The organism is Bradyrhizobium sp. USDA 4502, assembly GCF_054063355.1.
Genome location: NZ_JBSSGF010000001.1, coordinates 5,511,281 through 5,524,268, shown reverse-complemented (window position 1 = coordinate 5,524,268; position 12,988 = coordinate 5,511,281). Strand labels below are relative to the sequence as shown.

The following is a 12,988-nucleotide window of genomic DNA, read 5'->3' as shown; positions in this document are numbered from 1 at the left end:
AGGGCCGCGTTAGCGCAAAGTACGAAGCGGTTTTTCCTCGCGACAAACGCAAAGCGTTTGCGCGGAGATCATGCTCAAACAAGAAGCCAAAGCATTGCTGCGGTGGCCAAGGAACGAAAAGCCCTCGGCTTGATTGAACGTAAGCCGCCATGGTAGCACGCCACTGCATCACCATTGCGCAGATGGTCGGCGATACCAGATCTGAGAGGTCACGTGACTGCACCAAATCCTGCCGCCGGCAAACCCATCGATCCCGCCCAGCTCGCCAATGTGCCGCGGCTGGTCACGGCCTATTTTGCCGGCAAGCCCGACGCTGGCGATCCCGCTCAGCGGGTTGCGTTCGGCACCTCGGGCCATCGCGGCTCGTCGCTGAAGAATTCCTTCAACGAGGACCATATCCTCGCCACCACGCAGGCGATCTGCGATTACCGGCGCGAGAAGGGTCTCGCCGGGCCGCTGTTCATCGGCATCGACACCCATGCGCTGGCCGAGCCGGCGCTGGCCAGCGCGGTCGAGGTGTTCGCGGCGAACGGCGTCGAGATCATGATCGACGCGCAGGGCGGCTACACCCCGACGCCGGTGATCTCGCATGCGATTCTGAGCTACAACAAGGGCCGCAGCACCGGCCTCGCCGACGGCGTCGTCATCACGCCGTCACACAACCCGCCGGAGGACGGCGGCTACAAATACAATCCACCGCATGGTGGTCCGGCCGACACCGACGTCACCGCCGTAGTCGAGAAGAACGCCAACCGTTATGTCGAGGCCGGCCTCAAGGGCGTCGCGCGGCTGTCCTATGATCGCGCGCGCAAGGCCGCGACCACGCATCTGCACGACTACATCACGCCCTATGTCGCCGATCTCGGCAACACCGTCGATCTCGCGCTGATCAAGTCTGCCGGCGTCAAGATCGGCATCGACCCGCTCGGCGGCGCGGCGGTGCACTACTGGCAGCCGATCATCGCGCGCTACGGCATCAACGCGTCAGTCGTCAACGAGGCGGTCGATCCGACCTTCCGCTTCATGACCGCGGACTGGGATGGCAAGATCCGGATGGACTGCTCGTCGCCTTATGCGATGGCGAGCCTGATCGGGATGCGTGACCGTTTCGACGTCGCCTTCGCCAACGACACCGACGCCGACCGCCACGGCATCGTGACCCGCTCGAACGGGCTGATGAACCCGAACCACTTCCTCGCCACCGCGATCGCCTATCTGTTCGCGCACCGGCCGCAATGGAGCAAGGACGCCGCGATCGGCAAGACCATCGTGTCGAGTTCGATCATCGATCGCGTCGCGAAGAAGCTGAACCGCAAGCTGGTCGAGACGCCGGTCGGCTTCAAATGGTTCGTCGATGGGCTCGGCAGCGGCGGGTTCGGCTTTGCCGGTGAGGAGAGCGCTGGCGCATCGTTCCTGAAGCGCGACGGCTCGGTGTGGACCACCGACAAGGACGGCATCATTCTCGGCCTCCTGGCGGCCGAAATCATCGCCAAGACCGGCCGCGATCCGAGCGAATTGTTCGGCGAGCTGACCGCCGAGCTCGGCGTTCCCTATTACGAGCGCATCGATGTGGCGGCGACGCCGAAGCAGAAGAACGCGCTGAAGGCGCTCGGACCCGAGCAGCTCAACATGACGCAGCTCGCCGGCGATGCCGTCCGTGCGGTCAGGACCAAGGCGCCGGGCAACGACCAGCCGTTCGGCGGCATCAAGGTCGAGAGCGAGGCGGGCTGGTTCGCCGCGCGTCCCTCCGGCACCGAGGATGTCTACAAGATCTACGCCGAAAGCTTCTGCGGGCCGGATCATCTGAAGCAGATCCAGGGCGACGCGCAGGCCGCGATCGCCAAGGTGTTCTGAAAGGCGCGGGCCGGCGGAATTCATGCGAATATTGTTAACCGGCTCCTCCGGCTGGCTCGGCCGTTTCCTCGCGCCGCGGCTTCGACAGGCCGGCCATGATGTGGTCGGTCTCGACGTCGTCCCGGGCGAGGCGACCGATGTCACAGGCTCGGTAGCCGAACGATCGGTGGTCGAGCGTGTGTTCGCGGATTACGGCATCGAGGCCGTGATCCATGGCGGCGCGCTGTACAAGCCCGACATCGCGCGGTTCGCGCCGCAGGCCTTTGTCGACGTCAACGTCACAGGCACGCTCAATTTGCTGCAGGCAGCAGTGGCTGCCGGCCACGACCGTTTCGTCTTCACCTCGACGACCTCGTTGATGATCTCGCAGGCGATCCGCGACGAGGAAGGCCATGCTGCGGTATGGCTCGACGAGACGACAGGACCGCTCGAGCCGCGCAACATTTACGGAGTGACAAAACTTGCCGCTGAAGGGCTGTGCCGTCTGTACAGCCGCGAGCACGGGCTGAACTGCGCGGTGCTGCGCACCAGCCGCTTCTTCCCCGAGGATGACGACACCATCCGTGACATCCATGGCGAGAACCTGAAGGCGACCGAGCTGCTGTACCGCCGCCTCACCGTCGAGGACGCCGCCGATGCCCATGTCGTGGCGCTGGACAAGATCCGCGGCTTCGAGGTCTTCGTGATCAGCGCGCCGACGCCGTTTGCGCGCAGCGATGTCGCCGACCTGAAGACCGACGCGGCCGGGGTGATCGCGCGCACCTTCCCCGATGCGCCGGCGCTGTTCGCGCGGCGTGGCTGGCGCCTGCCGAAATCGATCGGCCGGATCTACGACGCAAGCAAGACCGAACGGTTGCTCGGCTTCCGTGCCGGCACGGATTTCGCAGCGGTGCTCGGCGCCTTGCGCAGCGGCGCGCCGCTTCCCTTTGCGCACGATCCCGACTATGTCTCGCCGTCAACGAGGCTCGCAAATGGCTGATTTCCACGGCGTCTTTCCTTACCTGGTGTCCCCGGTCGACCCCGCCGGCCATGTCCGCACCGAGGTGCTGGGCCGGCTCTGCGACGATCTGGTCAAGGCCGGCGTCCACGGCCTGACGCCGCTCGGCTCGACCGGCGAATTCGCCTATCTCAACAATGCGCAGCGCATGCAGGTGGTGGCGACCACGATCGAGGCCGCGCAGGGGCGCGTGCCGGTGGTCGCCGGCGTCGCCTCGACCTCGACGGCGGATGCGGTGGCGCAGGCCAGGGCCTACCAAAAGCGCGGCGCGACCGGCATTCTCGCGATCATGGAGGCGTATTTTCCGGTCGGCGACGCGCAGGTGGAAGCCTATTTCCGTGCCATCGCCGATGCCGTCGACATTCCGGTCGTGATCTACACCAATCCGAATTTCCAGCGCTCCGACCTCACGCTCGACGTCATCGCGCGGCTCGCCGGGCATCCGCGCATCGGCTACATCAAGGACGCCTCGACCAACACCGGGCGGCTGCTGTCGATCATGAACCGCTGCGGCGACAGCCTGAAGGTGTTCTCGGCCTCCGCCCATATTCCGGCCGCGGTGATGCTGATCGGCGGCCACGGCTGGATGGCGGGCCCGGCCTGCATCATCCCGCGGCAGAGTGTCGAGCTCTACAATCTGTGCCGCCGCACCCGCTGGGATGAGGCGATGGCCCTGCAGCGCAAGCTGTGGCGCATCAACGAGGCGTTTGCCCGCTTCAACCTCGCCGCCTGCATCAAGGCCGGGCTCGCGAGCCAGGGCTACGACGTCGGCGATCCCGTGCCGCCGCAGGCGCCGCTCACGGCCGAGCAGCGCAAGGTGGTCGAGGCGGCGTTGCGCGATCTGGGCTGAGGCCGTCGGGGGGCTGCGCGGCAAAATGCCGGGCAATCCGCCTTTGGCCATGCCGGAAACCTCCGCTTGGTCAGCGCGTTTGTTGCGTGGAGCACAGCAATGAATCGGCGTACCGTCCTTGTCCTGGCCGTGATCGCGGCCGTTCTGCTGATATTCGCGGCCGGCAGCATCCGTCAGGCGCCGTGGAGCGGCCCGGCTGCCCGCGCGGTCGCCGAGCGCGGCGCGCTGTCGGATGCCGAAAAGGCCAATGTCGAGATCTTCGAGAAGGTCTCGCCGTCGGTCGTGCAGGTGGTGACGCAAACCGCCGCCAATCCGCTGAGCGAGGATCAGGAAGGCGGCGCGGCGTCGGGCACCGGCATTGTCTGGGACAATGACGGCCACGTCGTCACCAACAACCACGTGGTGCAGAACGCGAGCCAGGTCGCCATCCGCTTTGCCTCCGGCGAAGCGGTACGCGCCGAAATCGTCGGCACCGCGCCGAACTACGATCTGGCCGTGCTGCGCATCCGCAGCGCGCGCAAGCTGCCGCCGTCATTGGCGCTCGGCAGCTCGTCCGATCTCAAGGTCGGCCAGTTTGCCTATGCGATCGGCAATCCGTTCGGGCTCGATCAATCGATGTCCAGCGGCATCATCAGCGCGCTCAAGCGCCGGCTGCCGACCTCGAGCGGCCGCGAGATCTCCAACGTGATCCAGACCGACACCGCGATCAATCCGGGCAATTCGGGCGGCCCGTTGCTCGATTCCGCCGGCCGGCTGATCGGCGTGACCACGGCGATCCTGTCGCCGTCGGGCTCGAATGCCGGCATCGGCTTCGCGATCCCGGTCGACATCGTCAATCGCGTGGTGCCGGAGCTGATCCGCAACGGTCGCGTGCCGACGCCGGGGATCGGCATCGTGACCGCGAATGAGGCGGTTGCCACCCGTATCGGTGCCGAAGGATTGATCGTGGTGCGCACGACACCGGGGTCGCCGGCCGAGCGCGCCGGGATACGCGGGGTCGACATGTCGACCGGTGAGCTCGGCGACGTGATCACCGCGGTCGACGGCAAGCCGGTCCACCGGCTCTCCGATCTGGCCGACCAGCTCGAGCAGATCGGGGTCGGCAAGAAGGTGCGGCTCAGCGTGAACCGCGACGGCTCGGCGCGCGATGTCGAGGTCGCCATCGTCGATATCGGCCGGGCGCAATAATGTCGTCACTGGCCTGACGCGTGCCACCGGATTGTGCTTCCGCGCGCCGCGCGACGAGACGCCTGTCCTCCGGCCGGCGCGTGGTTGTCAGGCCGCCAAAATCCGCTAAAACCCCCGCCAAATTCTCTGGAAATTCTTGGAAGCTCGAAGGACCCTCTGATGAACATTCTTCCCGGCAATATGCGTTTTGGTGCGGGCCAGCCAGTCAAGCGTCTTGAAGACCAGCGGCTGGTCACGGGGAAGGGGCATTTCATCGACGACAAGCCGCAGGACGGCGCGCTCTGGCTGCACGTGCTGCGCGCGCCGCACGCCCATGCCAACATCAAGTCGATCGACGCCAGGGCGGCGCTGGAGATGCCGGGCGTCAAGGCGGTCTATACCGGCGCCGACCTCGTCAAGGACGATATCGGCACGCTGCCGACGCTTGCGATCTTCAAGCGGCCCGACGGCTCGCCGATGACCGTGCCGCCACGGCGCCTGCTGGCGCATGATGTGGTGCGTTACGCGGGCGAGGGCGTCGCGGCCGTGGTCGCGACCTCGCGGGTGCTGGCGCAGACCGCGGCCGAGGCGATCGAGATCGATTACGAGGTACTGCCCTCGGTGGTCGATCCGGTCGAGGCGATCAAGCCCGGCGCGCCGGCGGTCTGGCCGGAGGCGCCCGACAACATCGTGGCCGCGATGAGCTATGGCGATGCCGCCAAGGTGGAGGAAGCCTTCGCCAACGCCGCGCACAAGGTGTCGCTCGACCTGGTCAGCCAGCGCCTGGTGCCGTCGGCGATGGAGCCGCGCTCGACCATTGCCGAGATCGAGAAGAAGACCGGCCGGCTGATTCTGCACGTGCAGTCGCAGACTCCGGGTTCGACCCGCGACCTCTTGGCGGAATCGATCCTGAAGCGGCCGAAGGACAGCGTGCGCGTGCTGGTGGGCGACATCGGCGGCGGCTTCGGCCAGAAGACCAGCCTGTATCCGGAAGACGGCATCGTCGCCTATGCCGCGACCAAGCTGAACGAGAAGATCCGCTGGCGCGGCGACCGCACCGACGAGTTCGTCGGCGGCACCCATGGCCGCGACCTGACCTCGACCGGCGAGTTCGCGCTCGACGCCAAGGGCCGCGTGCTGGCCTACCGGGTGCGCTCGATCGGCGGCACCGGGGCCTATTCGTCGGGCACTGCCAACATCATTCCGCTGGTGCTCGGCCCGTTCGTGCAGACCGGCGTCTACGACCTGCCGCTGGTGCATTTCGAGGTGAAGTCGGTGATGACCCACACCGCGCCGGTCGGCGCCTATCGCGGCGCCGGCAGGCCCGAGGCGGTGTTCATCGTCGAGCGGCTGTTCGACGCCGCCGCGCGCCAGATCGGCATGGACCCGCGCACCATCCGCAAGGTCAACTACATCAAGCCGGTGCAGCTGCCCTACACCAATGCGGTCGGGCAGGTGTACGACTCCGGCGCCTTCGCGCACATGCTGGAGCGCGCGTCCGATTTGGCCGACTGGAACGGCTTTGCCGCGCGCAAGAAGGCGGCGAAGAAGAAGGGCCTGCTCTACGGCCGCGGTCTCACCAGCTACATCGAGTGGACCGGCGGCCGCGCCCACACCGAGAACGTCTCGCTGCACGCGACCGCCGAGGGCCGCGTCATCCTGCATTCCGGCACGATGGCGATGGGGCAGGGCCTCGCCACCACCTACACCCAGATGATCGCTGATACGCTCGGCATCGCCATGGACAAGATCGATGTGATTCAGGGCGACACGGATCTCGCCACCGGCTTCGGCAGCGTCGGCTCGCGTTCGCTGTTCGTCGGCGGCACCGCGGTTGCGGTCTCCAGCAACGACATGATCAACAAGGCGCGCGACAAGGCCTCCAATTTGCTGGAAGCCTCCGTCGAGGACATCGAGTATCGCGACGGCTTCCTCACCGTGGTCGGCACCGACAGGCGCATCAGCCTGTTCGAGATCGCGGCCAAGGAGAACGGCGCAAAGCTCTCGGTCGAGAGCGAAGGCAATGTCGACGGGCCGAGCTGGCCGAACGGCACCCATATCTGCGAGGTCGAGATCGATCCGGAGACCGGCGTCACACGGGTGGTGCGCTACACCACGGTCGACGACGTCGGCGTCGCGGTCAATCCGATGCTGGTGACGGGGCAGGTGCATGGCGGCGTTGTCCAGGGCATCGGCCAGGCGTTGTACGAAGGCGTGGCCTACAGCGAGGAAGGCCAGCTGCTGACCGCGAGCTATCAGGACTATTGCATCCCGCGCGCGGATGACATTCCGCCGATCACGGTGACGCTCGATGGCTCGGCGCCGTGCAAGACCAATCCGCTGGGTGCCAAGGGCTGCGGCGAGTCCGGCGCGATCGGCGGGCCGCCCTGCATCACCAACGGCGTGATGGATGCGCTGAGCGAGGTCGGGATCACCCAGCTGAACACGCCGCTGACGCCGTCGAAGATCTGGCAGGCGATCCGCGACGCCAAGGTGGGGGCGGCATAGGCCGCGCTTTCTCCTCCACCGTCCCGGGGCGCGCGTTAGCGCGAACCCGGAATCTCGCGCCACAACATCGAGGTTCCCCGGTGCGCAATTGCGCACCTGAGGTTCATCGCTTTGCGATGCCCCGGAACGACGGTGCCCTACAGTCCCAGCACCATCTTCGCGATGATGTCGCGCTGGATCTCGGACGATCCGCCGAAGATCGTATAGGCGCGGCCGTTGAGATATTCCGGCACCACCGGCAGCAGTTCTTCGGGGATCGCCGGCTCGTGGTTGAGCCGGTAGAATGGCCGCGCCGGCTCGACGGCAAGCCCGTCCTGGCCGATCACGTCGACGCCGAGCCGCGTCACCGCTTGGCGGATCTCGCTGACCCTGAGCTTGATCAGCGACGACACCGCGCCGGGATTTTGTCCGGTCTGCAGCGCCGACAGCACCCTGAGCTCGGTCATCTCGAGCGCGTCGATATCGACCTCGACCTCCGACATCCGGATCGCGATGTCGGGATCCTCGATGGCGCGGCCGGTGACGTCGGAGCCAGCGAGATCGGAGATCGTCTTCAGCGCTTCGCGCAGCTTGGCCGACGCGATGCCGGAGCCGCGCTCGAATTCCAGCAGATATTTGCCGTAGGTCCAGCCCTTGCCTTCCTCGCCGACGCGGTTGGCGACGGGCACACGGACGTCGTCGAAGAACACCTGGTTGACCTCGTGGTCGCCGCCGATCGTCAGAATCGGGCGCGTGGTGATCCCCGGCGTCTTCATGTCGATCAGGATGAAGCTAATGCCGTCCTGCTGCCGCTCGCCGTCATTGGTGCGCACCAGCGCGAACATGCGGTTGGCGTGGTGCGCATGCGTGGTCCAGATCTTGGTGCCGTTGATGATGTAGTCGTCGCCGTCGCGCACCGCGCGGGTCTTCAGCGAGGCGAGGTCAGAGCCCGAGCCCGGCTCGGAATAGCCCTGGCACCAGTAATCCTCGCCGGAGAGAATCCGCGGCAGATAGAAATTCTGCTGCTGGGGCGAGCCGAACCCGATGATGACGGGGCCGACCATCTTCACGCCCATCACGTTGACATTGGGCACGCCGGCGCGCGCGCACTCGGCCTCGAAGATCCAGCGCTGTGCCGGCGTCCAGTCCGGTCCGCCATGTTCCACCGGCCAGCCCGGCGCACCCCAGCCCTTCTTGTGCAGCGCGCGCTGCCACGCCATGCCGATGTCGGGGTCGGAGAACACCGATGGCGTCAGCGCGGTGGCGCGCTTCATCTCCGGCGTCAGGCTCCCGGCAATGAAATCGCGGACTTCCTGCTCGAAAGCGCGTTCCTCGGCGCTGAAGGTGAGATCCATGGTGCGCTCTCCGTTAGGCGTGGGCGCGGCCGCTGAGCGCGGCGTGGCGGCGATAATGATGGGCGCTGTTGCCGAACAGCGTGTCGAAGGCGAGCAGCCGCTTGAAATAGGCGCCGATGTCGAGCTCCTCGGTGACACCCATCGCGCCGTGCAGCTGCACCGCCTGTTCGGCGACGAAGCGCGCGCATTTGCCGATCTTCGCCTTGGCGCCGGACGCCGCACGGCTGCGGGCCACAGGCTCGGCATTGGCCATCAGCGCGGCGCGCAACGCCATCGAGCGCGCCTCGTCGACCTGCATCGCAACGTCGGCGAGGCGATGGCGGATCACCTGGTTGGCCGATAGCGGCCGGCCGAACTGTTTGCGGATTTTTGTGTATTCGAGCGTGGTGTCGAGCAGCGTCTGCATGATGCCGACCGCCTCCGCGCCGAGCGCGGCCATCGCACGATCGACCACGGTTTCGGTCGCGGGCAGCGCATCACTGCCGTCGCCGAGCAGCGCATCGGCGGGCAACTGCACGTCCTTCAGATCAAGATTACAGCCGCGCCCGCCGCCGAGCCGCGCGTAGTCGCGCAGAGTGAGCCCGGGCGTCCCCTCCGGCACCAGGAACAGGCCAAGCTTGCCGGACGCACCATTGGCGTTGGCGATACGGGCCGAGACGATGATCTGGTTGGCTGAAGCGCCGTCGAGCACGGCGATCTTGCTGCCGTTCAGGCGCCAACCGTCGGCCGTCTTGCTGGCCGTCGTGTCGACATGAGCGAGATCGAAGCGCGCGGCGCGCTCGGAATGCGCGAAAGCGAGCGTGAGCGCGCCCTCGCCGATTTTGGGCAGGATCGCCTGCTTCTGCGCGTCGGTGCCGCACTCGGCGACCAGCGCGGCGCCGATCACGACCGTCGAGAGGAACGGCTCGGACACCAGCCCGCGGCCGAATGCTTCCATCAACAGTCCGATCTCGATCGCGCCGCCGCCAAGCCCGCCATGGGCTTCGCTGATCGGCAGCGCCAGCCAGCCGAGCTCGGCGAACTGTTTCCAGATCGCGGGCGAATAGCCCAGCGGATCGTTCGCCGCTTTCTTGCGATGCTCGGGGTTAAAGGTTTCCGCCACGAAGCGGTCGGCACTTTCGCGCAGCAGGCGCTGCTCGTCGCTGAGGGTGAGGTCCATCTGGCTTGCTACACGTTGGCGGTTTTCTTGACGGAGGGATGCAGACCCGCGGGGTCCACCACCATGCCGAATTCCTGAAGGTTGTGGGCGTGGCAGAGCTGATGCAGCGCGAAGGCCTGATCGATCGCGGCCGGCTGTCCCATGATGTCGATCGAGCGGTTCACCGCCTCCTTGGAAAGCTTCAGCGCAAAGGCGGGCTTTGCGGCGATCCGCCGCGCCAGCGCCAGCGTGAACGACGAGAGATCGCCGCGCGGCACCACGTGATTGACCATGCCGAGGCGATGCGCCTCGTCGGCACTCCAGACATCGGCGGTGAACAGCATCTCCTTGGCCTTGCGCGCGCCGAGCTCCCAGGGATGCACGAACCATTCGACGCCGCATACGCCCATCGTCACCACGGGGTCGCAGAACTCGGCATCGTTGCTGGCAACGATCAGGTCGCAGGCCCAGGCCAGCATCAGTCCGCCGGCAATGCACTTGCCGTGCACCTCGGCGATCGTCGGCTTTGCCAGATTGCGCCAGCGCCTTGTGATCTGCAGATAGATCTCCTGCTCGCGCGCGAAGCGGCCATGGGCGTTCGGCTCGGCGAAGCCGCCCCAATTTCCGACTGGCGGGAAATCGACACCCGCCTGGTTCTTGGCCCCTGGCCTGAGATCGTGACCGGCCGAGAAATGCGGGCCGTTGCCGGCGAGGATGATGACCTTGACCGCGTCGTCCTGCACCGCCCGGTCGAAGGCGGCGTTGAGATCGTAGGTCATCTGCAGGTTCTGGGCGTTGCGGGCCTCGGGGCGGTTCATCACGATCCGCGCGATCGCGGGCTCGGGCCGTTCGACAACAATCGTCTCGAATTGTTCAGACGCCAATGGATCCTCCCGCGATCGATTTTTTTGCCATGATGAACGGCGCGGGCAGGGATAGGCAAGCGTCATCATCCGCAAAAGAAGCCGCGAAATCCGCCGCACGGGATTATCCGGCGAAAATCTGTTACGCTGACGCAGAATCCACCCGGGGAGGACCATCTTCATGCGCAAGCTTTGGACCGTGCTCGCAGCGCTGGCGACATTGAGCCTGACCAACTGCGGCTACAACGCGATCCAGACCAGTGACGAGCAGGTCAAGTCGAGCTGGTCGGAGGTGGTGAACCAGTACCAGCGGCGCGCCGATCTCGTGCCCAACCTGGTCAACTCCGTGAAGGGCTTTGCACAGCAGGAGAAGGACGTGCTGCTCGGCGTCACCAACGCGCGCGCCAAGGTCGGCAGCATCCAGGCAACGCCCGAGGTGCTCAACGACCCGGCCGCGTTCCAGAAGTTCACGCAGGCGCAGGGCGAACTGACCAGCGCGCTGTCGCGGCTGCTGGTCGTCACCGAAAACTATCCGCAGCTGAAATCGGACGCGCTGTTCCGCGACCTGATGGCGCAGCTCGAAGGCACCGAGAACCGCATCACGGTGGCGCGCAATCGCTACATCAAGGCAGTGCAGGACTACAACGTCGGCATCCGCACCTTCCCGAACAATCTGACCGCGATGGCATTCGGCTACAAGGAGAAGCCCAACTTCACGGTTGACAATGAAAAGGAAATATCGACCGCGCCGAAGGTCGATTTCAATAATCCGTCGCCGGCCCCTGCGCCGTCGAAATAACGCCGGCGTGCGCGCATCGCGATGACCGCCGCACGCGTCATCCTGCTCGCCTTCCTGCTGGGCTTCGTGTGCCCGGCATGGGCCGAGGTCGCGGTGCCTCCGCTCACCGGCCGCGTCGTCGACCAGACCGGGACGCTGTCGGCGAGCGATGTCGCCTCGCTCACCGACCGGCTGAAGGATCTGGAAGCCCGCAAGGGCAGCCAGATCGCGGTCTTGATCGTGCCGACCACGGGCGAGGAAACCATCGAGCAGTTCTCGATCCGCGTGGCCGAGGCCTGGAAGATCGGGCGCAAGAAGGTCGACGACGGTGCGCTCCTAGTCGTCGCCAAGAACGACCGGCACTTGCGCATCGAGGTCGGCTATGGCCTCGAAGGCGTGCTGAGCGATGCCGTCACCCATCGCATCATCGACGAAGACATCACGCCGAAATTCAAGGCCGGCGATTTCGCCGGCGGCATCTCGGCCGGCGTCGACCGGATGATCCGCCTGATCAATGGCGAGCAATTGCCGGCGCCGGAGCCCGAGCATTGGCAAGGGCCGAACCTGGTCGACTTCGCCAATCCGGTGACAATCTTTATCGTCATCATCGTGGCCGGCGTGTTGCGCGGGATACTGGGGCGGTTGTTGGGCTCGGTCGCGACCGGCGGTGTCGTCGGCGTCTTCACCTGGATGGTAGCCGGCTCGCTCGCCACGGCGCTGGTGGTCGGTCTGTTCGCCGCCGTCGCGGCGCTGATCTTCGGCGGATTGAACTTCGGCGGTCCGACGGCAGGCTCGGGACCGTACCGGCGCGGCGGCGGCTGGTCCGGCGGCGGGGGCTGGAGCAGCGGCTCGAGCTCGAGCGATAGCGGCGGCTTCAGTGGCGGAGGCGGCAGCTTCGGCGGCGGCGGCGCCTCGGGGAGCTGGTAGGCATGGGCATCAAGCGCATCGGCAAGCATCTGCTCGAGCACCGCTGGCGGGTGCGGCGTGATTTTCCGCCGCGCGTGCTCGACGCCATCGAGCGAGCGATCAAGGCCGGCGAGGCCACTCATTCCGGCCAGATCCGTTTCGTCGTCGAGGGCGCGCTCGACGGTGTGCCGCTGTTCCGCAATCAGCCTGCACGGGAGCGTGCGCTCGACGTGTTCTCGCATTTGCGAATCTGGGACACCGATCACAACAATGGCGTTCTGATCTATCTGTTGCTCGCCGACCGCGACGTCGAGATCGTCGCCGACCGCGGCATCGACGCGAAGGTCGGCCATGCCGGCTGGGAGGCGATCTGCCGCACGATGGAAACGGACTTTCGGGCAGGCCAGTTCGAGCAGGGCGTGATCAAGGGGATCGAGGCGGTGTCGCGCGAGCTGGCAAAGCATTTCCCGGCTCCCGCCGGCCCGAATGAGCTGCCGGACAAGCCGGTGGTGATTTGAGTTCGTCATTCCGGGGCGATGCGAGAGCATCGACCCTCAGATGCGCAATCGCGCATCGGGGAATCCAGAGGTAAT

11 protein-coding genes are annotated in these 12,988 nt (G+C 66.2%); 8 read left to right on the top strand and 3 right to left on the bottom strand.

Annotation, left to right across the window (positions count from 1 at the left end; translation table 11 throughout):
* The first annotated feature begins 213 nt into the window (after nt 1-213).
* The 5 genes from pgm to ACVW1B_RS25740 all read left to right on the top strand — a co-directional run bounded on the left by pgm (nt 214) and on the right by ACVW1B_RS25740 (nt 7,376).
* Complete coding sequence (gene pgm / locus ACVW1B_RS25760) at nt 214-1,854, top strand: phosphoglucomutase (alpha-D-glucose-1,6-bisphosphate-dependent) (RefSeq protein ID WP_456822400.1); 1,641 nt, start codon at nt 214-216, stop codon at nt 1,852-1,854.
* 22 nt (nt 1,855-1,876) lie between these two features.
* Entirely contained in the window at nt 1,877-2,833 is a 957-nt protein-coding gene (locus tag ACVW1B_RS25755) for an NAD-dependent epimerase/dehydratase family protein (protein WP_456822399.1), read from the top strand.
* Nucleotides 2,826-3,701: a dihydrodipicolinate synthase family protein gene (locus ACVW1B_RS25750; protein WP_456822398.1), complete on the top strand. Its 876-nt coding sequence runs from the start codon at nt 2,826-2,828 to the stop codon at nt 3,699-3,701. Before ACVW1B_RS25755 ends, ACVW1B_RS25750 begins: the two co-directional genes overlap by 8 nt.
* Before the next feature lie 99 nt (nt 3,702-3,800).
* Nucleotides 3,801-4,889, top strand: coding sequence for a S1C family serine protease (locus ACVW1B_RS25745; protein WP_038386223.1), 1,089 nt, complete (start codon nt 3,801-3,803; stop codon nt 4,887-4,889).
* A 159-nt stretch (nt 4,890-5,048) separates the two neighbouring features.
* On the top strand, nt 5,049-7,376 hold the full coding sequence (locus ACVW1B_RS25740; protein ID WP_456822397.1) for a xanthine dehydrogenase family protein molybdopterin-binding subunit: 2,328 nt from the start codon (nt 5,049-5,051) through the stop codon (nt 7,374-7,376).
* A gap of 137 nt (nt 7,377-7,513) precedes the next feature.
* Here ACVW1B_RS25740 and ACVW1B_RS25735 read toward each other — a convergent pair whose 3' ends face one another.
* The 3 genes from ACVW1B_RS25735 to ACVW1B_RS25725 are packed head-to-tail and all read right to left on the bottom strand — an operon-like array spanning nt 7,514 to nt 10,732.
* Entirely contained in the window at nt 7,514-8,710 is a 1,197-nt protein-coding gene (locus tag ACVW1B_RS25735; RefSeq protein ID WP_456822396.1) for an acyl-CoA dehydrogenase family protein, read from the bottom strand.
* Nucleotides 8,711-8,723: 13 nt separating this feature from the next.
* Nucleotides 8,724-9,869, bottom strand: a complete 1,146-nt coding sequence (locus ACVW1B_RS25730; protein WP_456822395.1) for an acyl-CoA dehydrogenase family protein — start codon at nt 9,867-9,869, stop codon at nt 8,724-8,726.
* Nucleotides 9,870-9,877: 8 nt separating this feature from the next.
* A complete protein-coding gene (locus tag ACVW1B_RS25725; protein ID WP_038386235.1) occupies nt 9,878-10,732 on the bottom strand; it encodes an enoyl-CoA hydratase in 855 nt (284 codons plus the stop codon).
* A gap of 160 nt (nt 10,733-10,892) precedes the next feature.
* Between ACVW1B_RS25725 and ACVW1B_RS25720 the strand changes: the two genes are divergently transcribed.
* From ACVW1B_RS25720 to ACVW1B_RS25710, 3 genes are read left to right on the top strand one after another with little or no spacing between them, the layout of a single operon-like run.
* A complete protein-coding gene (locus ACVW1B_RS25720; RefSeq protein ID WP_028334935.1) occupies nt 10,893-11,510 on the top strand; it encodes a LemA family protein in 618 nt (205 codons plus the stop codon).
* A gap of 21 nt (nt 11,511-11,531) precedes the next feature.
* Nucleotides 11,532-12,416, top strand: coding sequence for a TPM domain-containing protein (locus ACVW1B_RS25715; RefSeq protein ID WP_253607261.1), 885 nt, complete (start codon nt 11,532-11,534; stop codon nt 12,414-12,416).
* Nucleotides 12,417-12,418: 2 nt separating this feature from the next.
* Nucleotides 12,419-12,913, top strand: coding sequence for a TPM domain-containing protein (locus ACVW1B_RS25710; RefSeq protein ID WP_253607262.1), 495 nt, complete (start codon nt 12,419-12,421; stop codon nt 12,911-12,913).
* Nucleotides 12,914-12,988: the final 75 nt, after the last annotated feature.

What these genes read in the sequence shown, in the direction of transcription:
- ACVW1B_RS25755 (WP_456822399.1), top strand. Translation starts at nt 1,877, where the DNA reads ATGCGAATATTGTTAACCGGCTCCTCCGGCTGGCTCGGCCGTTTCCTC.
- ACVW1B_RS25750 (WP_456822398.1), top strand. Translation starts at nt 2,826, where the DNA reads ATGGCTGATTTCCACGGCGTCTTTCCTTACCTGGTGTCCCCGGTCGAC.
- ACVW1B_RS25745 (WP_038386223.1), top strand. Translation starts at nt 3,801, where the DNA reads ATGAATCGGCGTACCGTCCTTGTCCTGGCCGTGATCGCGGCCGTTCTG.
- ACVW1B_RS25740 (WP_456822397.1), top strand. Translation starts at nt 5,049, where the DNA reads ATGAACATTCTTCCCGGCAATATGCGTTTTGGTGCGGGCCAGCCAGTC.
- ACVW1B_RS25735 (WP_456822396.1), bottom strand. Translation starts at nt 8,710, where the DNA reads ATGGATCTCACCTTCAGCGCCGAGGAACGCGCTTTCGAGCAGGAAGTC.
- ACVW1B_RS25730 (WP_456822395.1), bottom strand. Translation starts at nt 9,869, where the DNA reads ATGGACCTCACCCTCAGCGACGAGCAGCGCCTGCTGCGCGAAAGTGCC.
- ACVW1B_RS25720 (WP_028334935.1), top strand. Translation starts at nt 10,893, where the DNA reads ATGCGCAAGCTTTGGACCGTGCTCGCAGCGCTGGCGACATTGAGCCTG.
- ACVW1B_RS25715 (WP_253607261.1), top strand. Translation starts at nt 11,532, where the DNA reads ATGACCGCCGCACGCGTCATCCTGCTCGCCTTCCTGCTGGGCTTCGTG.
- ACVW1B_RS25710 (WP_253607262.1), top strand. Translation starts at nt 12,419, where the DNA reads ATGGGCATCAAGCGCATCGGCAAGCATCTGCTCGAGCACCGCTGGCGG.